This window comes from Maribacter sp. UBA3344 (genome assembly GCF_002362375.1).
In the GTDB taxonomy this organism is placed as follows: domain Bacteria; phylum Bacteroidota; class Bacteroidia; order Flavobacteriales; family Flavobacteriaceae; genus Maribacter; species Maribacter dokdonensis.
The window spans coordinates 87,659-109,358 of record NZ_DERI01000012.1 but is presented as its reverse complement, the minus strand read 5'-3'; the positions used below and the strand labels follow the sequence as shown (position 1 = coordinate 109,358).

General features: G+C 36.3%; 20 protein-coding genes. 9 read left to right on the top strand and 11 right to left on the bottom strand.

From position 1 onward, the window contains the following. Nucleotides 1–18: 18 nt before the first annotated feature. On the bottom strand, nt 19–2,469 hold the full coding sequence (gene lon / locus B2Z27_RS09770; RefSeq protein ID WP_286813633.1) for an endopeptidase La: 2,451 nt from the start codon (nt 2,467–2,469) through the stop codon (nt 19–21). A 262-nt stretch (nt 2,470–2,731) separates the two neighbouring features. On the opposite strand from lon, the gene B2Z27_RS09765 reads away from it, so the two are divergent. From B2Z27_RS09765 to B2Z27_RS09750, 4 genes are read left to right on the top strand one after another with little or no spacing between them, the layout of a single operon-like run. Next, nucleotides 2,732–3,286, top strand: coding sequence for an RNA polymerase sigma factor (locus B2Z27_RS09765; RefSeq protein WP_058105760.1), 555 nt, complete (start codon nt 2,732–2,734; stop codon nt 3,284–3,286). Then, nucleotides 3,286–3,849 (top strand): hypothetical protein, encoded by a 564-nt coding sequence (locus B2Z27_RS09760; protein ID WP_286813505.1) that lies wholly within the window; start codon nt 3,286–3,288, stop codon nt 3,847–3,849. The genes B2Z27_RS09765 and B2Z27_RS09760 overlap by 1 nt, the downstream gene beginning before the upstream one ends. Beyond that, a complete protein-coding gene (locus B2Z27_RS09755) occupies nt 3,830–4,921 on the top strand; it encodes a hypothetical protein (RefSeq protein ID WP_091602580.1) in 1,092 nt (363 codons plus the stop codon). The genes B2Z27_RS09760 and B2Z27_RS09755 overlap by 20 nt, the downstream gene beginning before the upstream one ends. A 43-nt stretch (nt 4,922–4,964) precedes the next feature. Further along, nucleotides 4,965–5,690 carry a head GIN domain-containing protein gene (locus tag B2Z27_RS09750; RefSeq protein ID WP_058105757.1) on the top strand — a complete coding sequence of 242 codons (726 nt, stop codon included), beginning with the start codon at nt 4,965–4,967 and terminating at the stop codon, nt 5,688–5,690. A gap of 47 nt (nt 5,691–5,737) precedes the next feature. Here the strand turns inward: B2Z27_RS09750 and B2Z27_RS09745 are convergent, their stop codons facing one another. From B2Z27_RS09745 to glgB, 4 genes are all read right to left on the bottom strand, one after another. Then, a complete protein-coding gene (locus B2Z27_RS09745) occupies nt 5,738–7,069 on the bottom strand; it encodes an MFS transporter (RefSeq protein ID WP_215998383.1) in 1,332 nt (443 codons plus the stop codon). 60 nt (nt 7,070–7,129) lie between these two features. Further along, nucleotides 7,130–7,939: a M48 family metallopeptidase gene (locus tag B2Z27_RS09740; RefSeq protein ID WP_058105755.1), complete on the bottom strand. Its 810-nt coding sequence runs from the start codon at nt 7,937–7,939 to the stop codon at nt 7,130–7,132. Nucleotides 7,940–7,977: 38 nt separating this feature from the next. Then, complete coding sequence (locus tag B2Z27_RS09735; RefSeq protein ID WP_286813504.1) at nt 7,978–10,380, bottom strand: glycoside hydrolase family 31 protein; 2,403 nt, start codon at nt 10,378–10,380, stop codon at nt 7,978–7,980. 80 nt (nt 10,381–10,460) lie between these two features. Continuing rightward, nucleotides 10,461–12,356 (bottom strand): 1,4-alpha-glucan branching protein GlgB, encoded by a 1,896-nt coding sequence (gene glgB / locus B2Z27_RS09730; RefSeq protein WP_058105753.1) that lies wholly within the window; start codon nt 12,354–12,356, stop codon nt 10,461–10,463. A gap of 172 nt (nt 12,357–12,528) precedes the next feature. On the opposite strand from glgB, the gene B2Z27_RS09725 reads away from it, so the two are divergent. The 4 genes from B2Z27_RS09725 (at nt 12,529) to B2Z27_RS09710 (ending at nt 15,647) form a co-directional block, all read left to right on the top strand. Further along, the gene (locus B2Z27_RS09725) at nt 12,529–13,092 is read left to right on the top strand and encodes a collagen-like protein (RefSeq protein ID WP_286813503.1); all 564 of its coding nucleotides are present in this window, start codon (nt 12,529–12,531) and stop codon (nt 13,090–13,092) included. Between the two features lie 153 nt (nt 13,093–13,245). After that, entirely contained in the window at nt 13,246–13,743 is a 498-nt protein-coding gene (msrB, locus tag B2Z27_RS09720; RefSeq protein ID WP_058105751.1) for a peptide-methionine (R)-S-oxide reductase MsrB, read from the top strand. Between the two features lie 201 nt (nt 13,744–13,944). Beyond that, nucleotides 13,945–15,336, top strand: a complete 1,392-nt coding sequence (gene lpdA, locus B2Z27_RS09715; RefSeq protein WP_058105750.1) for a dihydrolipoyl dehydrogenase — start codon at nt 13,945–13,947, stop codon at nt 15,334–15,336. A 23-nt stretch (nt 15,337–15,359) separates the two neighbouring features. Then, nucleotides 15,360–15,647: a DUF3817 domain-containing protein gene (locus B2Z27_RS09710; protein WP_071339983.1), complete on the top strand. Its 288-nt coding sequence runs from the start codon at nt 15,360–15,362 to the stop codon at nt 15,645–15,647. On the opposite strand, the gene B2Z27_RS09705 is transcribed toward B2Z27_RS09710, so the two are convergent. The 4 genes from B2Z27_RS09705 to B2Z27_RS09690 form a co-directional block, all read right to left on the bottom strand. Then, nucleotides 15,644–16,831 (bottom strand): PQQ-dependent sugar dehydrogenase, encoded by a 1,188-nt coding sequence (locus B2Z27_RS09705; RefSeq protein WP_286813502.1) that lies wholly within the window; start codon nt 16,829–16,831, stop codon nt 15,644–15,646. The two genes, B2Z27_RS09710 and B2Z27_RS09705, sit on opposite strands and share 4 nt — an antisense overlap. Before the next feature lie 65 nt (nt 16,832–16,896). Continuing rightward, the gene (gene aroQ / locus B2Z27_RS09700) at nt 16,897–17,313 is read right to left on the bottom strand and encodes a type II 3-dehydroquinate dehydratase (RefSeq protein ID WP_058105747.1); all 417 of its coding nucleotides are present in this window, start codon (nt 17,311–17,313) and stop codon (nt 16,897–16,899) included. Nucleotides 17,314–17,391: 78 nt separating this feature from the next. Beyond that, a complete protein-coding gene (locus B2Z27_RS09695) occupies nt 17,392–17,910 on the bottom strand; it encodes an outer membrane beta-barrel protein (RefSeq protein ID WP_058105746.1) in 519 nt (172 codons plus the stop codon). Nucleotides 17,911–18,108: 198 nt separating this feature from the next. After that, nucleotides 18,109–18,573, bottom strand: a complete 465-nt coding sequence (locus B2Z27_RS09690; protein ID WP_071339986.1) for a hypothetical protein — start codon at nt 18,571–18,573, stop codon at nt 18,109–18,111. Between the two features lie 194 nt (nt 18,574–18,767). Here B2Z27_RS09690 and xerD point away from each other — a divergent pair, with 194 nt between their 5' ends. Then, complete coding sequence (gene xerD, locus B2Z27_RS09685; protein ID WP_099192553.1) at nt 18,768–19,670, top strand: site-specific tyrosine recombinase XerD; 903 nt, start codon at nt 18,768–18,770, stop codon at nt 19,668–19,670. On the opposite strand, the gene B2Z27_RS09680 is transcribed toward xerD, so the two are convergent. Then, entirely contained in the window at nt 19,667–20,182 is a 516-nt protein-coding gene (locus B2Z27_RS09680; protein ID WP_143751754.1) for a hypothetical protein, read from the bottom strand. The genes xerD and B2Z27_RS09680 overlap by 4 nt on opposite strands. Before the next feature lie 133 nt (nt 20,183–20,315). Continuing rightward, a complete protein-coding gene (locus B2Z27_RS09675; protein WP_286813501.1) occupies nt 20,316–21,608 on the bottom strand; it encodes an NAD(P)/FAD-dependent oxidoreductase in 1,293 nt (430 codons plus the stop codon). Nucleotides 21,609–21,700: the final 92 nt, after the last annotated feature.

Genomic DNA, 21,700 nt, shown 5'->3' with positions numbered 1-21,700 from the left:
GTATAAAGAAAAGCTAAGTTATAGCTCCTTTGCGTTTTTTACTTTAACCCCTGTTATAGCAATGTCAATAACTTCTGACATTTCCTTTACATAGTGAAACGTTAACCCTTTTAAATACGACTCTTTGATTTCCTTAATATCACGCTCGTTATCTGCACAGAGAATAATCTCCTTAATTTTTGCCCTTTTGGCGGCAAGAATCTTTTCCTTTATACCACCTACCGGAAGCACTTTGCCTCTCAATGTGATCTCACCGGTCATTGCAAGGCTCTTTTTAATACGTTTTTGCGTAAACAATGACACTAAAGAGGTCAACATCGTAATACCTGCACTTGGACCATCTTTAGGTGTTGCCCCTTCTGGTACATGAATATGAACATTATATTTCTCAAATACCGCGGCATCTATACCAAAACGATCAGCATTAGATTTTATAAACTCCATGGCAATGGTTGCAGATTCTTTCATCACTTTACCAAGGTTACCCGTAATACTCATGGTTCCCTTACCTTTTGAAAGTATAGATTCTATAAATAAAATATCACCACCAACACTGGTCCAAGCCAATCCGGTAACAACACCTGCCACTTCATTATTTTCATACTTATCACGCTCCATTTTAGGCGCACCCAAAACTTCTATGATAACTTCACTACTCACCTTTACTTCATAATCTTCTTCAGTGGCAATAGATTTCGCTGCATAACGTACCATTTTGGCAATTTGCTTTTCTAAAGAACGTACTCCAGATTCCCTTGTATACCCTTCTACAATTTTTTCTAATTGTGGTTTGCCAATTTTTAAATGACTCGCATCTAAACCATGTTCTGTCAATTGTTTTGGCAACAAATGTTTTTTAGCGATTTCAACCTTTTCCTCAATAGTGTACCCACTTACATGGATAATTTCCATACGATCTCTAAGTGCTGGTTGTATACTGCCCAAGTTATTTGCAGTAGCAACGAACATCACTTTAGAAAGGTCATAACCCAATTCTAAGAAATTGTCATGAAAATCACTGTTCTGTTCTGGATCTAATACTTCTAACATAGCAGATGAAGGATCACCTTGATGACTATTGGATAGCTTATCTATTTCATCTAAGATAAAAACAGGGTTAGATTTACCCGCCTTTTTTAGGCTCTGAATAATTCTACCCGGCATTGCACCAATATATGTTTTTCGGTGACCTCTAATTTCAGCCTCATCCCTTAAACCACCTAATGACATTCTTACATACTCTCTACCTAACGCCTCTGCAATAGATTTACCTAATGAAGTTTTACCTACTCCCGGAGGTCCATAAAGACAAAGAATTGGTGATTTCATATCATTACGCAGCTTCAAAACCGCTAAATATTCCACAATTCTCTTCTTTACATCCTCTAAACCATAATGGTCACGATCAAGAATTCTTTCTGCTCTTTTTAAATCGAACTTATCTTTAGAATATTCTTTCCAAGGCAAATCCAATAGCAGGTCCAAATAATTTCTTTGAATAGAATATTCCGCCACCTGCGGATTCATCCGCTTCATTTTCGACAATTCCTTTTCAAAATGCTCTCTTTCTTTCTTGCCCCATTTCTTTTTCTTGGACTTCTCCTTCATCTCCTCTAGCTCCTCATCATAAGAAACTCCGCCCAATTCTTCTTGAATGGTCTTCATCTGCTGGTGCAAGAAATACTCTCGCTGTTGCTGATCTAGATCATTTCTAACTTTTGATTGAATATCATTCTTTAGTTCAAGCTTTTGCATTTCAACATTCATATATTTCAATGTTGCCAACGCTCTCTCTTGCAGACTGCCTATTTCCAACAACTCTTGTTTCGCCTTTACATCCAAATTAAGATTGGAAGAAACAAAGTTTATTAAGAAAGAATCGCTTTGAATGTTTTTAATAGCAAAAGATGCTTCGCTAGGAATATTTGGATTATCCCTTATAATTTTTAAAGCCAATTCTTTAATAGACTCTATAATTGCCAAAAACTGCTTATCGTTCTTTTCCGGTCTTACTTCTGCGGTTTCTCTAACTGTAGCTGTTATATAAGGCTTCTTAGTTAAGACTTCGGCAATCTCAAAACGCTTTTTACCTTGAATGATTACGGTGGTATTACCATCTGGCATTTGTAGCACACGTAAAATTTTGGCTACCGTACCCAAGGTGTTTATATCCTTTACATCAGGATTTTCCGTTTCCTCATCTTTTTGGGAAACTACACCTATTACTTTTGAGCCGTTGTTGGCATCCTTAATTAAGTGAATACTTTTATCTCTACCCGCCGTAATAGGAATTACTACACCAGGAAAAAGTACTGTATTCCTTAAAGGCAATATAGGCAAGGTCTCTGGCAAGGTTTCACTATTCATTTGCTCCTCATCTTCTGGAGTCAATAATGGAATTAGCTCAGAATCTTGGTCTATTCCTTGTAAAGACATATTGTCAAAATTTGAAAATTTAGAATCTCCCATACTCATATATCGGTCATTCTGTCATTAAATTAACAGAATTTAGTTTTTATAAATTATACATAATTGCCGTAAAAACAATGAAAATCAGTTAAATACGGCTTTTTGCACTTTCATTTGCTATTATCTAATTCAATTCTTGTGCCAACTGAAATAAATCATTTCAATAAATACCCAACTATTGCTTATGGAATAATTAAAATTTATTTCCATCAAACTGTAACAAACTGTATTTTGGTTCATCTTTCAATAAACCAATCACTTTTTGAGCCAACAAAGAGAACATATTGATGAGCTAGTGCAATTGTGCTTAGCCGGTAAACAAAGTGCACAGCTAGAAGTGTACAACAGGTATTACAAGGCTATGTACAATACATCACTCAGAATCGTAAAAGACTCTGCCCAAGCAGAAGACATTATGCAAGAATCGTTTTTAAGCGCATTTACGAAACTGCATACTTTTAAAGGGGAAGTAACTTTTGGATCCTGGTTAAAGCGTATTGTTATTAATAACAGTATACATCAATATAGAAAGCAACAAAAAAAGAACGAAGTTGCTTTAGATGAGGTATTGTACAGGGTCGAAGATAATGACGGAATTGCATCTGACCATGTGTTTACAGAACTAAAGGCTCAAAAAGTGATGGAAACCATGAAAGATTTAAAAGACAACTACAGAATTTCTTTGACCTTACATCTAATTGAAGGATTTGATTATGATGAAATTAGTGAAATCATGAACATTAGTTATGCCAATTGCAGAACTACTGTTTCTAGAGCAAAAGAAAGTTTAAGGAAAAAACTAACACTCGCAGTCTAATGAAGAAAGATACTATTGACGAGCTTTTTATAAAGCTACATAACAAATTGGATTATGCCGAACCCGCCAGCGGGCACGAACAGCGATTCTTAGAAAAACTGAACGAGTCTAAAGGCGTGGCTACACTTACACCCAAGAAAAAGAACAGTTGGTTACTTTTTCTATCGGTCGCAGCATCATTTGCCATTTTATTAACGGTTGGATTATCCCAATTCAACACAGCATCAAGTATTGAAGAAAAAGTTGCCGAGATTTCGCCAGAAGCATCAAAAACGCAATTTTATTTTGCGAATTTAATCGAAGAGCAGGTAAAAGAACTGAATTCAGAAAAATCACCCGAAACAGAAAAAATTATTAATGACACCATGGTCCAACTAAAAAAGCTTCAGCTGAACTATACCAAAATGGAGCAAGACCTTTTAAATGGAGGTAACAGCAAGTTAATTTTAAGTGCCATGATTACCAATTTCCAAACCAGAATCGATCTTTTAAACGAGGTTATGATTCAAATTGAAAATATTAAATCAATTAAAAAATCACATGATGAAAACTTTACTATATAAATATACTTGGCTATTATTTTTGGCTTTCTCAACAGTAGCCTTCGCCAATGACACTTCTTTTGATGGTAAGCATACCAAAGAAAAGACCATTAAAAAAGAGTTTAACGTAAGTACCAACGCGTTGCTAAAAATAGACAATTCTTATGGCAACTTAAATATAACTTCTTGGAATGAAAATAGAGTAGTAATTGAAGTCCACATTAAGACCAATGGTAACAATGAAGACAAGGTCCAAAAAAAATTAGATGAAATTTCAGTTGATTTTGAAGCCAATAACGAAAGAGTTTACGCCAAAACCATTTTTAACAAAAATAACAATGGCTGGGGATGGAGCTGGGGAAATAACAACAACGTCAATATGCAGATCAATTACACCATTAAGGTGCCCGTTAAAAACAATGTTGACCTCAGTAATGATTATGGCAATATAATTTTGGACAGAATAGACGGGCACGCCAAAATAAACTGTGACTATGGCAGACTTGAACTTGGTGAGCTTAGAGGCCGTAACAACCGTTTAAATTTTGACTATACTTCAAAATCCACAATTGGTTTTATCAACAGTGGTGAAATTAGAGCAGATTACTCGGGCTTTACTATTGAGAAAGCCGGCGACCTTCATATCAATGCTGATTACACCAATGCAAGTATAGGCAAAATGGGCAATTTAGATTATACCAGTGACTATGGCAATATGGACATTGAAGAACTACAAAGCATAGATGGCAATGGTGATTACATCACAGTAAAACTAGGCGTCGTTCATGGAGATGTATCTATAACAGCTGACTATGGCTCCATTAGAATAGATGAACTTGCTGCAGACGCTGGCGATGTAGAAATTAGAACGGATTATACCGGAGTTAAAATTGGATACAACAGTGCCTATCATTTTGATTTCGATATTTCTACCAGTTATGCCGGTGTAAGTGGCAAAGATGACTTCACTATTAACATTAGCATAGAAAAATCATCTGACAAACACTATGAAGGATTTTATGGTGCTAAAGGCAGTGGCAACAAAATTATACTTACAAGCGACTATGGCGGCATAAGTTTTAGCAAAAAATAAATCAATCAATTAAAAATAAATCAATCAATTAAAAATGAATATCATGAGAAAATTAAGTGTATTAGTATGTGCAGGGTTAATCTCCCTATCTTGTTCAGCGCAATGGGGAAAGACTATTAAAGGAAACGGTAACAATGTTACCATTGAGAGAAATACAGGGGATTATGACGGTGTAGCCGTATCGGGCTGGTTCGATGTTGATTTGGTATCTGGCAACGAGGGTGAAATAACCTTAACAGGTGAAGAAAATCTATTGGAGTACATAATTACCGAAGTTAAAGACGGCAAACTGGTGATCAAGACAGAAAAGGGTGTTAATTTAAAAACAAGCAATTGGAAATCTGGAATTCATATTACCGTACCCGTTGAATCTATAAGTTCTGTTTCTATGTCAGGATCAGGTGATATTGTTGGCAAAACAAAAATCAAAACTGATGATTTCAAAACAGCAATGTCAGGATCAGGTGATATTACTTTAGACCTTGATGTTCAAAATATATCTGCCTCAATGTCGGGTTCAGGAGATATTACTTTAAGCGGTGACACCACCAATTTTGAAGCTACAATCTCAGGTAGTGGAGATATTGAAGCATATGACCTAGAAGCTGATAATGTTGACGCAACAATATCCGGTTCAGCAGATATACAGGTTACCGCAAATAAGTCTTTAAAAGCAAGGGTATCTGGTTCTGGGGATATTTCCTATAGAGGAAATCCTGAAAAAGTAAACACAAAAACTTCTGGTTCTGGCGATATTTCAAAAGGATAAAAGCATAAGATCAAAATAGCGAACAATCAATTCAACTGAGCCTCTTTTTAAAGGGGCTTTTTTGTTTCGCGTACTCTCACAAGCAATATCATGCCGATCAGAAAGAATACGCCCAAAAAGATGATAGAACTTCTCATACTACCCGTTCTCTGAGCTATTGCCCCATATAAAAATGTTCCTATTATAATTCCAATCTTTTCCGCAACATCATAAAAACTGAAAAAAGATGTGGTATCTGTAGTATCTGGCAAAAACTTAGAATAGGTAGACCTAGAAAGCGCCTGTATACCACCCATAACCAACCCAACACAACCAGCGGCTATATAAAAGTCCGTAGGCGTTATTACAAAATAGGCATAAATACAGATGGCTACCCAAAGGCCATTTACCACGATCAATGTTTTTATGTTACCAAATTTTTCTGATGCACTTGCGGTAACCGTAGCCCCTAAAATTGCCACCAATTGAATAACCAATATACTAATGATAAGCCCCGTAGTTCTTTCAGAATCCGTACCCCAAGCAATTTCTTCTTCCCCAAAATAAGTTGCTATCAACATCACAGTTTGTACTGCCATGCTATAGACAAAAAATGCACCTAGATACCTTTTTAACTTAACCTGGTCCCCTAACTGATGCCACACTTGCTTTAACTCTTTAAAACCATTTAAAACAATGTTGGTTCGCTCCCCTTCTTTTTTGTAGCCTTTTGGCAAATAGTAGAAGCTGTACTGTGCAAAAAGTATCCACCATATACCAACGGTTACAAAAGAATATTTCATGGCCTTAATTTCGGCCGCACCAGATTCATCTGTGGTTATTCCAAAAAAATCCGGTTTCATGACCATAGCCAAATTAAAAACCAAAAGCACCACACTTCCTATATACCCTAATGTAAATCCTTTAGCGCTAATTGCATCTTGCTGTTTTGGAAAAGCAACATCCGGCAGGTAGGAGTTGTTAATGGCAAAACTCACCCAAAACCCTACAAGACCAAAAAAGTAGCATACTAACCCAAAGTATATATTTTCCAATGAAAACCAGTATAAACCAATACATGACAACCCTCCTAAGTAGCAGAAGAATTTCATGAAAACCTTCTTGTTTCCCAAATAATCCGCAACGCCTGAAATTAACGGTGTTATGATAGCTATAAAAACAAAGGCTAAAGATGTTGTGTAACTTATTAATGGTGCTCTTGCTATTTCCCCACCAAAAATGGTCACCTTTTCAATACCGGCAATTCTAAAAAGTGCGCCATAAAATATTGGAAAAACTGCCGACGAAATTACCAAACTGTAAACGGAATTTGCCCAATCATAAAAGGCCCAAGCATTCAATAATTTCTTACTTCCTTTTAAAACTAGTGTCTTCCCCATATATAAAAATAAAAGCCGATCATTTCTGAACGGCTTCAATATACAATAATCCTTAAAGTTTTACTTAAAATTTGTTACCCCAAATTTTGCGGCTTCTGCAGCGGCATCTGGCGCCCAAGCTGTAAGATTGTTTATTCTGGTATCGTTAGATGGGTGCGTGCTCATAAATTCTGGCGGTGCTTCTCCACCACTGTTCGCTTTCATTCTTTTCCATAATTCCGCAGCTTCATAAGGGTCATAACCTGCTATTGCCATAATCTGCAAGCCAATTCTATCTGCCTCCGTCTCGTGACTTCTGCTAAAAGGCAGCATACCTAAATACTGGGTACCTACACCATATGCCTGATTGAAAATACCTAAGGTTTGCTGATTTTTAATTGCAACATTACCTGCTACGGCACCTAACTGTTGTAATGTACCTGCACTCATACGCTGTGCTCCATGATCAGCCAAGGCATGGGCAACTTCGTGCCCCATAACTACAGCTACACCGGTCTCTGTTTGTGTTATGGGCAATATACCCGTATAGAAAACAATTTTACCACCTGGCATGCACCATGCGTTTACAGTTTCGTCATTTACCAAATTATATTCCCAAGCATAGTCCTTTAAATAACCTGGATGCCCATTAGCCGTTAACCAACGTTCAGCAGCCGAAGAAATTCGCTGACCAACCCTAGTAATCATTTGCGCATCTGCAGTACCTGTAACCACCTTATTTTCCGTTAGAAATTGGTCATACTGTGCAAATGCAGATGGAAATACTTGACTATTTGGGTAAAAATTCAATGTTTTTTGACCAGTAAAGGGATTAACCTTACAAGCCGAAACGCCTATAAAGACGAATATTATTAATACTAGTTTTTTCATTTTTTGTTCATTTTAGTTAATGGTAGAAAACTACAAAGTTATTCTTTTCCTGATAAATGCAATAAGGTAAAGTTTTTGTCTATAAGCAAATCATTGTTATCATTAATGCTTATACTCTTTAGCGGTATTTCTTCATTATCTATCTTAACACTACTGATCTCAAATGGAAGGCCGTGAAAAGTCAACTTCATTTTCTCATACTCCGTATCAAAAGTACCATCCTTGAACAATTGAATGATCAAGGAGTTGTCTTTACCCGTAAGCTTATAATTACTTAGAGAATATCTTCCTTTTTTATAATCATAACCATTATTGGCATCTTCGTAAACTTCAGAGGTTTCAGTGCCTTCTTTATAATACACATCTAAAACAAGCTCTTCTATTTTTTTCTCTCCAACATATTGCTGTATAGGGTATTTTGGAATAATAGATCCTGCCTTTACAAAGATCGGAATCATATCCAATGCTGCCGCAACCCATTTTTCCTTACCTCCCTCTACAAATTCATTTGTCCAAAAATCGTACCACTCGCCCCTTGGCACATACATACGGCGTCCTTGAGCATTAGGTTCTTGTATTGGACATACCAATATCTTATCACCGAATATAAACTCATCTGTCCTAAAGTGAGTTTGATTATCCTCTTGGTCAAAAAAGACCAAAGACTGCACCATAGGTACATTTTCCTTGGTATACTTGTAAAACATCGTATACAAATACGGTAATAACTGATAGCGTAGTTCTACAAATTTTCTTACGATATCCGTTATTTCAGATCCAAAGGACCAAGGTTCTTGATCACCATGATCCCCACTGGAATGCACTCTACAAAATGGGTGAAAAATTCCCAATTGCACCCATCTAGCAAATAATTCGCCATCTGGTTGTTCTGCAAAACCACCAATATCAGAGCCAACAAATGAATACCCGCTTAAACACATACGTTGCACTTGTACATTAGCGATCCACAAATGCTCCCATGTAGCCACATTATCTCCTGTCCACGTAGAAGAATACCTTTGGGTCCCTGAAAATGCCGCTCTTGTTATTACAAACGGTCTTTTTGGATATACATATTTTTTAACACCTTCATAGGTAGCCCTAACCATTTGCATACCATAAACATTATGTGCTTTTCTATGGGTACACGGGTTACCATCATAATCATGCCTAGTGTCTAATGGGGCCGTTTTTGATGGAACTTCCATTACAGCAGGTTCATTCATATCGTTCCACACTGCATGAACACCCAAATCCGACATAAATTCCTTGTACAATTCTGCCCACCATTCACGCACTGCTGGGTTTGTAAAATCAGGAAAATTACATTCTCCCGGCCACACTTTTCCATGCATTAACGGACCATCTCCTCTTTTACAGAAATAACCATTTTCAAGGGCTTCATTATAAATCCAATAATCGCGGTCTACTTTTATACCTGGATCTATCATCACCACGGTCTTAAATCCGTCTTCCTCCAATTCTTGAATCATTCGCTTTGGGTCAGGGAAATGGTTTTTATCCCAAGTAAAACACCTAAAGCCGTCCATGTAATCTATATCTAGATAAATAGCATCACATGGTATTTGTAACTTTCTAAATTCACTGGCAATTTCCTTTACATTGCTTTCCGGATAGTAGCTCCATTTAGATTGATGAAAACCTAATGCCCACATGGGTGGTAACTCTGGTGTACCGGTAAGGCTAGAGTATGAACTGACCACTTTTGGCATATCTGGACCAAATATGAAATAATAGTTCATTTCTCCACCTTCTGCCCAAAAACTGGTAATATTTCTTCGTTCTTGAGAGAAATCAAAGCCTGTTCTAAAACTATTGTCAAAATAGATACCGTAGGCTATACCTTTATTTAAACCTATATAAAAAGGAATGGCCTTATACAGTGGATCTTGTTCTTTTGCGTAGGCAAATTGATCAGTTACCCAATTCTCCACTCTTTTACCCTTTAAATTGCTATGCATGGCTTTATCGCCCATTCCATAAAAACTTTCACCAGATTGGGTAATTTTACTCAACTTTACGGTATTTCCACCATATTCATAATTTTCTTCCCAATGAAAGCCCAACTCATCTTCATTGATAATAGTACCGTTTAAATCAGAAATCTGGGTTCGTAACGTTTTCTTATCTACCAGAATATTTAAACGTGCCGTAGAAATTATATATTCCGTATCATTTTCTACCACTTCTAATTTACTATACCCCATAGTAGCCTCGGGGTCTATGGCATAAGAGAAATCAGGTTCAAAGTTGTAATTTGTAGCGTACCTAAACCGTATAATACTACCCCTAAGGATAGTTATTTGTAATACTACTCCGTTATCTGTGGTGAAATAGATTTTATCAGTGTCCTGTGCAAATTCAACGATGTGGTTTGGATATAAATTACCTTTATATTCAAGCTCTGTGTTTGTGATCATGAATTCTTAATTATTAGCATAACAGTCGGTAAATCAGAAACTCTTACAATTGGATGTGTTTAAACGACAACTTATTATGATTATTTCAATATTACTATCCCTAAAGGCGGTATCGTTATTACGATAGACTTCTTATGACCGTGCGAAGGCTTGGTTGATGATGTTATCTTATCATTTAGGTTGCCACCGCCACCATATTTGGCATCGTCACTATTTAAAATTTCCTTTAGTTTTCCTTTTTTCGGGTTTCCTATTCTGTAATTTTCTCTTGGTACAGGAGTAAAGTTACACGCAATCACCAAATCGTTCTTCTCATCATGTCCTTTGCGAACGTATGTTAATACCGAGTTTTCATGATCACCATAATCTATCCATTGAAAACCTTCTGGACTAAATTGTTTTTCATATAAACCCGGAGAATTTCTATATAAATGGTTTAGATCCTTTACAAAATCCTGTACTCCCTTATGCACACTGTACTGTAACAAATGCCAATCTAAACTTTGTTGAAAATTCCATTCTGCCGTTTGACCGAATTCACCTCCCATGAACATTAAATTTGTACCCGGGTGGGTAAACATATACCCAAATAGCAATCTTAAATTTGCGAATTTCTGCCACTCATCTCCCGGCATTCTATAAACCAAAGACTGCTTACCATAAACTACTTCATCATGAGAAAATGGTAGCATAAAATTTTCGGTAAACGCATAGGTCATACTAAAGGTAAGATCATTTTGATGGTGTTTTCTATAGATGGGTTCTTTCTTAAAGAACTGTAAGGTATCATGCATCCACCCCATCATCCATTTCATACCAAAACCTAAACCACCATGTGCCACCGGTTTTGATACGCCTGAAAATGCAGTAGATTCTTCCGCTATGGTCTGTACACCTTCAAAGTTGGTATATACCGCTTCATTTAGTTCACGTATAAAGGACATAGCCTCTAAATTCTCATTGTTACCATACATATTTGGCTCCCATTCACCCTCCTCTCTAGAATAGTCTAAATATAACATGGAGGCTACGGCATCTACACGCAAGCCGTCTACATGAAACTGATCTAACCAAAATAAAGCATTGCTAATCAGAAAAGCCCTCACTTCATTTCTACCATAATTAAAGATCAAACTCTTCCAATCTGTATGATATCCTTTTCTTCTATCTGGGTGCTCATACAAGTGCGAGCCGTCAAAAAAGCCTAAACCATGCGCATCTTCCGGAAAATGAGACGGCACCCAATCTAATATGACCCCTATATCGTTTTGATGAAATGTATCTATCAGTAATTTAAACTCCTCGGGCGACCCAAATCTTGATGTGGGGGCAAAATACCCTGTTAGTTGATACCCCCAAGAAGGATCGTAAGGATACTCCATTATAGGCATAAACTCCACATGTGTATACCCCATTTCCTTTACATACTCCACAAGGTCTTTTGCAAATTCCTTATAGGTCAAAAATTTATTTTCGGCATTTTTCTTCCAAGATCCCAAATGAACTTCATAAACCGAATAAGGTTTATCCAAACCGTTCTTATCTTTTCTATAGCCCATCCAAGCATCATCTTTCCAATTGTGCTCAGCAGTCCAAATTATTGATGCCGTGTTAGGCGGATGCTCACAATACCTGGCAAAAGGATCAGCTTTCTCTGTCCAAATATCATTATTGTTAGACTGTATTTTATATTTATAGATCTCACCCTTTCCAATTTTGGGAATAAAACCTTCCCAAATACCACTGCTGTCCCATCTCACATTTAATTGATGCTCCTCTGCATTCCATAAATTAAAATTACCGACAACAGAAACCGCTTTCGCCGAAGGTGCCCATACAGCAAAGTATGTTCCGGCTACACCATCAACTTCTACGATATGGGATCCTAGTTTATCATATAGTCGATAATGCTTTCCTCCTTTAAAAAGATTGATATCAAAATCTGTAAATAATGAGTAAACTTGTACGTTAGGCATATTGAGTGTTTATTTTTGTAAAGCTAATCATCTTTTAAAGACGCTCAACTACATTTCATTTTTGTTGAAAATATAGCAGTTAATATCCGATTTATATATTTAAATACCAAAAATGGAACGCTTTTTGAAATAACAATTCAAAATAAAAACTCAAACCAAAAATTATAACATTATGAAAAAAATAAATGTATTTCTAGGAGCACTTGTAACGCTATTTTTTATTTCGTGTGAAGGACCACAAGGACCACAAGGGTTTGATGGATTTGATGGTGCTGATGGTGCCGATGGCGCGGACGGAGTTAATATCTTGGGCAAAGTGATAGACATACAGGGTACTTTCACCTTGGACAATGACTATTCCATATTTTACGAGTTTCCACAAACTATAGAAGTTTTTGAAACTGATGTAGTTTTAGTTTACATGCTATGGGATGTAACTGAAGATAGTAACGGTGAATCTGTTGATATTTGGAGGTTAATGCCACAAACTAGAATATTAGATCAAGGCTTGTTACAATATAATTACGATTATACTTTTTTTGATGTTAGTATTTTCTTAGAATCAGATTTTGACCTATCAACTTTACAACCAGGTGATACTGATGACCAAGTATTTAGAATCGCCATATTACCAGCAGAATCTACCACTGGAAAGTTAGATACTTCTAACATCAACTCTGTAATGTCACATTTAGGTATTACGGAAGATGAAGTCCAGAAAGTAACATTACAATAAATATCCCTGGAATTAACCTATATGAGTAAAAGCCTTTGAATAATCTTCAAAGGCTTTTATTTATTTTATTAAAACCTTAACCAAAAAAGTATCGTAATTACTATACATTGAAAGGATTATATAAATTCATCGACATAATTAAAAAAATATAATATGAAACTACATTTTGCTATTGCACTTTTAATACTCTTTGTAAGCTGTAAGGGTAATGCCCAAAAGAAAGAGATGACATCTAGCAGCATTGATAAGGATAAAAAAGAATTTCCTGTTCAAAAAACCAACAGTGAATGGAGAAAAGAATTGACCGATGCCGAATATTACGTTCTACGCGAAGCTGCTACTGAAAATCCGTTTACCAGTGAACTTCTTAAAAACAAAGAAAAAGGTACATATGTTTGTGCCGCCTGTGCCACTCCTTTATTTAAAAGTTATACCAAATTTGATTCAGGTACCGGATGGCCCAGTTTTTATGAGGAAATAGAAGGTAATGTAGCTTATGATGTAGATTATAAAATTGGTTACAAAAGAACCGAAGAGCACTGTGCCACTTGCGGGGGGCATTTAGGTCATGTTTTTGAGGATGGACCAGCCCCAACAGGCTTACGCCATTGCATTAACGGTGTGGCTTTAAATTTTGTTCCTGCAGAATAGTTCAAATAGCTTAACAATTTTGAAATAAAAAAGAGGTCTTAAAGACCTCTTTTTTACTTTAAAACCTATATACCACATATAGGATGACTCCTTATAAAATATCACAATTTTAGATTAAAGGTCATATTTTAAAAACCTACAAATAATTTGATAAAGGTTTTGTATTTTTGCACCTCAATTAAAACTACAAAAAATCAAAATATGAGCACTTTCGATATTATCGTTTTAGGTAGTGGTCCTGGTGGATATGTTACCGCAATTAGGGCTGCACAATTAGGTTTTAAGACTGCCATTATAGAAAAAGAGAGTCTAGGAGGCGTTTGCTTAAATTGGGGTTGTATACCTACCAAAGCCTTATTGAAGTCTGCACAAGTATTTGAATACCTGCAACATGCCGAAGATTACGGTTTAAAAGTGAAAGGTGCCGATAAGGATTTTGATGCTGTCGTGAAAAGAAGCCGTGGTGTTGCAGAAGGAATGAGCAAAGGGGTTCAATTCTTAATGAAGAAGAATAAAATTGAGGTTATTAAAGGTTACGGTACTTTAAAAGCTGGTAAAAAAGTTTCAGTTAAGGCTGAAGATGGTTCCACTACGGAATATAGTGCCAGTAATATTATTATAGCTACAGGCGCAAGAAGCCGAGAGCTACCAAGCTTGCCGCAAGATGGCAAGAAGATCATTGGGTACAGAGAGGCAATGACCTTAGATAAGCAACCTAAAAAAATGATCGTTGTTGGTAGTGGTGCAATCGGTATAGAGTTCGCATACTTTTACAATTCTATGGGGACCGAAGTTACGGTTGTAGAATACCTACCTAACATTGTACCGGTAGAAGATGAAGACGTATCCAAGCAATTGGAAAGAAGTTTCAAAAAATCAGGTGTAAAGATTATGACTTCTGCAGAAGTTACTTCTGTTGACACTTCTGGTGACGGGGTAAAAGCTACCGTTAAAACAGCTAAAGGAGAAAAAGTTCTTGAAGCCGATATTGTTCTTTCTGCCGTAGGTATTAAGACCAATATTGAGAACATAGGGTTAGAAGATGTTGGTATTGCTACCGACCGTGATAAGATTTTGGTGAACGATTATTACCAAACCAACATACCTGGCTACTATGCCATTGGTGATGTAACTCCTGGACCAGCACTTGCTCACGTAGCATCGGCAGAAGGTATCTTATGTGTTGAAAAATTGGCAGAAATGCATGTTGAGCCATTAGACTACGGTAATATACCCGGTTGTACTTATTGCTCTCCAGAAATAGCCTCTGTAGGTTTAACCGAAAAGCAGGCTAGAGAAAAAGGAATAGATATCAAAGTTGGTAAATTCCCTTTCTCGGCAAGTGGTAAAGCGAAAGCTTCGGGTGCTTCTGACGGATTTGTAAAAGTAATCTTTGATGCTAAATATGGTGAGTGGTTAGGTTGTCATATGATCGGTGCAGGTGTTACCGATATGATCGCTGAAGCGGTTCTTGGCCGTAAGCTAGAAACTACGGGACATGAGGTTCTTAAAGCAATTCACCCACACCCAACAATGAGCGAAGCTGTTATGGAAGCAGTGGCAGCAGCTTATGACGAAGTTATTCATTTATAATTTACTACTTAATATAATTTAGCATGTTAAAGTTATTTCGAGCAACGGCAATTTTAGAAGGAATCTCCTATTTGGCGTTGTTCGGGGTGACCATGCCATTAAAATACTGGGCAGAAATACCAGAACCAAACAAATATGTTGGCTACGCCCACGGAGTGCTTTTTATCGCTTTCATAGCACTTACATTAATAGTTGGCTTTACCCATAAATGGTCATTTAAGAAAGTTTTCATTTTCGGTATAGCTTCACTTCTACCCTTCGCAACATTCTATGTTGAAGAAAAATATTTAAAGCCAGAAGACAACGCTTAAGGCTGTTCTTTTATTTCAGTAGTCAATTGATAAATACTACCATCAAAAGCACATATATACAACTCGTCGTTTGCATCCGTACCAAATGACGATATAGCCAAATCCGTATCTACGATCAATTTATTATTACCGTTTACATCTAAAGCCCAAATTCTACCGGATACAAAATCACTATACACATACAAACCTTGTAACGAAGGTAAACTGCTTCCTCTATACACATAACCACCGGTAACGGACCTATCATTTTCTTCATGACCATATTCATAAATTGGCGCCATAGTGTTTGCGGTATCACAATCATCTTCAAGAAAACAAGAAGTTCCCTCAAGAATATTCCAACCGTAATTACCTCCTTTTTCAATAAGGTTAATTTCTTCTTTCTCTCCTTGACCAACATCTCCAGTCCAAATGGTATTGGTAGCTACATCAAAACTAAATCTCCACGGATTTCTTAATCCGTATGCATATATCTCACCCCTCGCATTTTCTACTTCTACAAAAGGATTATCTGCTGGTATAGCGTAATTTAACCCAGCATCTGTAGTATTTACATCTATACGCAATATCTTACCCAATAAGTTTTCTAAATTCTGTGCATTACCATTGGGATCGCCAGAGCCACCACCGTCACCAGATGCAATATATAAATACCCATCAGGGCCAAATGCCAACTGACCGCCATTGTGATTAGTATCTGGCTGGGGAATTTCCAATAAAATAGTTTCACTAGACATATCTACAATATCCAAATCGTTTTCAGAAACCTTAAAACGAGATATCACCGCCAATTCTTCATTGGGTGTATAGACAACATATAAAAAACCGTTTGTACTAAACTCTGGATGAAAAGTAAAGCCTAGCAACCCTAATTCGCTCTCGGTGGCTATGCGATCAGTAATATCTAAAAATGTACTTACTTCACTTACCTCAGATTCACTTGAAAAGGATTTTATAATCCCATCTTTTTCAGCTACAAAAATTCTATTACTTTCATCATCTGGAGATTGTAAATCTAAAGGATTGGAAAAAGATAAATTTGAAAAAGCATTTATGGTCGTCAATACCCCAACTGAATCAATAGGCGCGTTTGGATTTGGACTAAGTGCCAACTCGTCTTTATCACTACATGAAACAATAAGTAACATAGCAAAACCAAATAACAGAAATACAATTCTTTTCATAACAGCATAGTTTGCTATTATTTACGAATGTACATCGCACTCTAGATGTTAATTATTTTTTTGAGTTAAAATAAAAAACTCTCAATGGCTAGATCATAACTTTTTAATCCAAAGCCCAGAATAACCCCATTGGCAGCAGGCGATATATAGGAAATATGCCTAAATTCTTCGCGCTTATGGGTATTGGAAATATGAACTTCTATGACAGGAGTTTCTACAGCCTTTACCGCATCTCCTATACCAACAGAAGTATGGGTATATGCCGCAGCATTAAGGACTATACCATCATAACTAAAACCAGTTTCTTGTATTTTAGAAATAAGTTCTCCTTCTATGTTAGATTGAAAATACTCCAACTCAACATCTTTAAACTTAAACTGCAATTTTGAAAAATAATCTTCAAAAGTCTGTGCACCGTAAACTTCTGGCTCCCTTTTACCCAATAGATTTAGGTTAGGACCGTTAATTATGATAATCTTCATGTATCAAAAATAACGAATGTTACTTAACAATTAATAAGAAATCAAAGAAGTATAATAGTTAACTAAAGAACAGCGAAACTAACGTCGAGTTCTATACTTAGGCTCAAAGTTGAAAACAATACCCAGTGTCAAAGTAGTCCAAGAGGTCTCATCTATATCTATACCTGTGTAAGAAACATTGACCTCTACACTTGAACTCATTAAGTAAGCCAAAGTAGGTCTATAATAAAGTCCACCTTCGTTACCATCATTGATACCCACGGCATAACCAACATTACCGCCAAAAGAGAAATAATTGGAGGTCCAAAAACGAACACCTGCCGATAATGGCATAAATTGAACAGCTTTTTGCTCTTCCCTTATAATTGTAGTTTGAAAAGTTTCAGCAAAGCCATGTATATACCCTATAGCCGGACCAACATCAACAACTTCACCTAACGGGTACATGTACGAGAAATCTGCACCAAGTACTACACTTACCGCTTCATTGTAATCATTAAATGGCAAACCTGCCTGTATTCCAAGCTTAAACCCTTCTTGAGCATAAATACCGGTCGAAAAAAATGAAACAATAAGTACTATAAAAAACTTTTTCATGGTTGGTTTGGTTTGTTTTCATCAAAAATAAAGGTAAGACTTAGCTTACATGAATCTTTGTTGTGAACACCCTTAAAGTAGTTGTACACACTGCTTTTAAATAGGTTTTATAATTCTATTTTAACACAAAATCACCTATTGGAGTACAAAAAAAGGGGAAGCTTAGCTTCCCCTTTTAATATTAAAGTGCTGAAATTTCTATTCAATTACGTATCTAACGCCGATACCAAAAGCACCAACTTCATTTCCAAGAAGATCACCAAGACCTATAAAGGGTCTCCAGTCAAACGAAAAAGCTAATGGCACTCCATCAATTTTATAGTCTAAACCAACTATTGGTCTAAGTGCTATCTCTGTCCCTATTCCTTCTCCAAAAAATAAGATTGAAGGACCTGCACCAGCAAACCATTGTAAACCATCAGCTCCTGAAATATCACCATGGTATTCGTAAAGAGCTGTTAAAGTTGTTAATCCGCTTTCAAACATCAACTCCGCTTGACCTGCATGCTCTTCTGCAAAGAAATATTTTGCACTTGGACCAACTAATGTTACCCCAGAAAATAAATCTAGACCTAAACCGGCTGCAAATGTGTAATCAGATTGTGCGTTAGAAACATTTGTTCCTAAAATAACCGCTGCTACTAAAAATAATAGTTTTTTCATTTTGTTGTTTTTTTAATGTACTTGACTTAATTAAAAATTGATTGATTAATAGGACTATTGACTAAAAGTCCATTTTATAGTTAATAGGTGTAAAAGTAAAAATTTAACAAGTATTTACATATACCAATAAACCAGTATTTCTTCCATCTATACATTATTTACTACAGAATTAATGTATTCTTTATCTTTAAACCATGAATTGGAAACATGCGCTTAAAGATTTTACCACCTACCTTAAACTGGAACGCGGACTATCTAAAAACTCTATTCTAAGTTACTCTAGAGATATTGAAAAGCTTATGACCTTTCTAGAAGCGCACGACATTAATACTACCCCTATTCTTATTGATAAACAAACCGTACAGCAATTTATATATGAGGTGGCCAAAGTAGTAAACCCCAGATCACAAGCACGTATCATATCTGGCTTAAAAAGCTTTTTTGGATACTTAATTTTTGAAGATTATAGAAAAGACAACCCTTTAGACTTAATAGAATCTCCAAAAATAGGACGAAAGTTACCTGATACGCTTTCAGAAACTGAAATAGATAATTTAATCAATGCCATTGACCTAAGTACACCAGAAGGTGAAAGAAATAGAGCTATGCTAGAAACTTTATATGGCTGTGGTTTAAGAGTTTCCGAACTAATTAGCTTAAAAATTTCCGACCTTTTTTTTGATGAAGATTTTATTAAAGTTACCGGCAAAGGTGATAAACAGCGATTTGTACCTATAAGTCACGTGAATAAAAAATATATTGATATTTACCGAAATGAAATTAGGGTACATTTAAAAATTCAGGAAGGTTTTCAAGATATTTTGTTCTTGAACCGACGAGGAAAACAACTTACCAGAGCCATGATTTTTACTATTGTTAAGAACTTGGCGACCACTATTGGATTAAACAAGAGTATTAGCCCTCACACCTTTAGACATTCATTTGCCACTCATTTACTTGAAAATGGTGCAGATTTACGTGCAATTCAACAAATGCTAGGACATGAGAGTATTACCACTACAGAAATTTATATGCACGTAGACCGATCTCATTTGGCGGAGGTCATGAATACCTACCACCCTAGAAAAAGTTATTAAAATTTCCATTTACTGCCAATGGTATAAACAGATGGCATTTCAATTTGAGTTTCACCAAAAGCACCTATACCAGTTTCGTTCAATTGAATACTACTTTTTATTTCAAGCATGAAGTTCTCTGTAACATCATATCCCATTCCCGCTACAAAGCCAAGTCGATAAGGTGCTTGTCCAACTTCTGAATTTTCAGTTGCAATTTCTGCATCTAGACCAGAGAGCAAGTATAATCTTTTATTCAGATAATACTTTACCATTAAACTAGATCGAAATCTTTCCGACAAAATATAAGTATCGTAAAACCCTTGAAGTTCTAATTGCAAAGATTTTGTAACCCCATATTGAACCATAAAAGATTTGTGAACATCACCTATTGCAGAAACAGGATATGCATGCCCCGTAACCGCTATTCCCGTCAATGAAGAAGGTTGATTTTTCTCTGGAGGCTCTTCTATTGCTTGACCATTGACAACAATTACAAACATGAACAGAAAACTTCGCACGAGAACTTTCATAGGTTGGATATCAGATGTTGAAAATAAATTCCTACAAAAGATATTTTAAATAGTACACCTAACGAAATACTTATCAAAACTTTAACTACCAAACACTTAACTTACAGCGGTAGCAAGAAATAACACCTCTTCTTTAGTCTTTAAACTGACTGTAATCTCTTTTATACGGTCTAATAATTAATCTTGCCTCTCGATCGAACCTTATATAATTGTATACCCAGTTTATAAATACGACCATTCTATTTCTAAACCCTATTAAAAAGAATAAATGAACGAACATCCAAACGAACCATGCAAATACCCCTTGAAACCTAAATTTCTTAATATCGCATACTGCTTTATTTCTCCCTATAGTAGCCATACTACCTTTATCATTATACACAAAAGGTTTCATTGGCTTATGTTCTATTAACCTCACCAGATTCTCACCCAACAACCTGCCTTGTTGAATTGCCGGTTGAGCTACCATTGGATGACCACGGGGGTTATCTTCTGTAGCCATACAAGCAATATCGCCAATAGCGAATATTTCCGGATATCCTATTACCTGATTAAATTCGTTAACATTTAACCTGTTGCCACCAGCCACAACATCTTCACCATCCAACCCCTTAATTCCGGCTCCTTTAACACCTGCTGCCCAAATGACGGCGGCAGAATCGAATTTCAAATCTGTTTTTGTGGTAACGGTTTTACCGTTATAACCGGTAACCCTAACCCCTTTCCATACTTGAACCCCTAATTTTTCTAAAAAATCTTCTGCTTTTTTAGATGCTTGCGCACTAAAACCCGGCAATAAACAATCTCCACCTTGAACAATATTAATTTGTGCTCTTCGGGTATCTAGATCAGGGTAATCTTTTGGTAATATTCCTTTTTTAATTTCAGCCAAAGCTCCTGCTAACTCAACACCAGTTGGTCCGCCACCAACAATTACAAAGTTCATTAATGCATCGCGTTCGTGATAGACATCGGTAAGAAGCGCTTGCTCAAAATTTTCCAATATTAAACTACGTAAGTTCAATGATTGCGGAATTGATTTCATTGACATGGCATGCTCCTCAATTTCCTTATTTCCAAAGAAATTGGTTTCAGAACCTGTGGCTACCACCAAATAATCATAACTTATATCCCCAATGTTGGTATTCACTTTTTTACCGGTCGCATCAATATGTTCTACTTCTGCCAAACGGAAATAAAAATTGTCATATCCGATCAATACCTTGCGCAAGGGGTAGGCAATGGAATCTGGCTCAAGACCTCCTGTAGACACTTGATATAATAGTGGTTGAAATGTATGATAATTGTTCTTATCTATAAGGACAACTTGTACTTCTTGTTTACTTAATTTTTTGGCTAGAGATACTCCGCCAAAACCACCACCTATAATTACAATTCTAGGATAGCTTGAGAGTGGTATGTTCATAGTAGTTTACTTACTGACAAAATTAAACAAATGGACTCCTACTTTAAAATAATAATGTGTTTTTAGTATCTTTAAGCTCTAACTCAAACAAA

What these genes read in the sequence shown, in the direction of transcription:
- lon (WP_286813633.1), bottom strand. Translation starts at nt 2,469, where the DNA reads ATGGGAGATTCTAAATTTTCAAATTTTGACAATATGTCTTTACAAGGA.
- lpdA (WP_058105750.1), top strand. Translation starts at nt 13,945, where the DNA reads ATGAGCACTTTCGATATTATCGTTTTAGGTAGTGGTCCTGGTGGATAT.
- B2Z27_RS09725 (WP_286813503.1), top strand. Translation starts at nt 12,529, where the DNA reads ATGAAAAAAATAAATGTATTTCTAGGAGCACTTGTAACGCTATTTTTT.
- B2Z27_RS09740 (WP_058105755.1), bottom strand. Translation starts at nt 7,939, where the DNA reads ATGAAAAAACTAGTATTAATAATATTCGTCTTTATAGGCGTTTCGGCT.
- B2Z27_RS09695 (WP_058105746.1), bottom strand. Translation starts at nt 17,910, where the DNA reads ATGAAAAAGTTTTTTATAGTACTTATTGTTTCATTTTTTTCGACCGGT.
- B2Z27_RS09705 (WP_286813502.1), bottom strand. Translation starts at nt 16,831, where the DNA reads ATGAAAAGAATTGTATTTCTGTTATTTGGTTTTGCTATGTTACTTATT.
- xerD (WP_099192553.1), top strand. Translation starts at nt 18,768, where the DNA reads ATGAATTGGAAACATGCGCTTAAAGATTTTACCACCTACCTTAAACTG.
- B2Z27_RS09735 (WP_286813504.1), bottom strand. Translation starts at nt 10,380, where the DNA reads ATGATCACAAACACAGAGCTTGAATATAAAGGTAATTTATATCCAAAC.
- msrB (WP_058105751.1), top strand. Translation starts at nt 13,246, where the DNA reads ATGAAACTACATTTTGCTATTGCACTTTTAATACTCTTTGTAAGCTGT.
- B2Z27_RS09755 (WP_091602580.1), top strand. Translation starts at nt 3,830, where the DNA reads ATGAAAACTTTACTATATAAATATACTTGGCTATTATTTTTGGCTTTC.
- aroQ (WP_058105747.1), bottom strand. Translation starts at nt 17,313, where the DNA reads ATGAAGATTATCATAATTAACGGTCCTAACCTAAATCTATTGGGTAAA.
- glgB (WP_058105753.1), bottom strand. Translation starts at nt 12,356, where the DNA reads ATGCCTAACGTACAAGTTTACTCATTATTTACAGATTTTGATATCAAT.
- B2Z27_RS09710 (WP_071339983.1), top strand. Translation starts at nt 15,360, where the DNA reads ATGTTAAAGTTATTTCGAGCAACGGCAATTTTAGAAGGAATCTCCTAT.
- B2Z27_RS09680 (WP_143751754.1), bottom strand. Translation starts at nt 20,182, where the DNA reads ATGAAAGTTCTCGTGCGAAGTTTTCTGTTCATGTTTGTAATTGTTGTC.
- B2Z27_RS09690 (WP_071339986.1), bottom strand. Translation starts at nt 18,573, where the DNA reads ATGAAAAAACTATTATTTTTAGTAGCAGCGGTTATTTTAGGAACAAAT.
- B2Z27_RS09745 (WP_215998383.1), bottom strand. Translation starts at nt 7,069, where the DNA reads ATGGGGAAGACACTAGTTTTAAAAGGAAGTAAGAAATTATTGAATGCT.
- B2Z27_RS09760 (WP_286813505.1), top strand. Translation starts at nt 3,286, where the DNA reads ATGAAGAAAGATACTATTGACGAGCTTTTTATAAAGCTACATAACAAA.
- B2Z27_RS09675 (WP_286813501.1), bottom strand. Translation starts at nt 21,608, where the DNA reads ATGAACATACCACTCTCAAGCTATCCTAGAATTGTAATTATAGGTGGT.
- B2Z27_RS09750 (WP_058105757.1), top strand. Translation starts at nt 4,965, where the DNA reads ATGAGAAAATTAAGTGTATTAGTATGTGCAGGGTTAATCTCCCTATCT.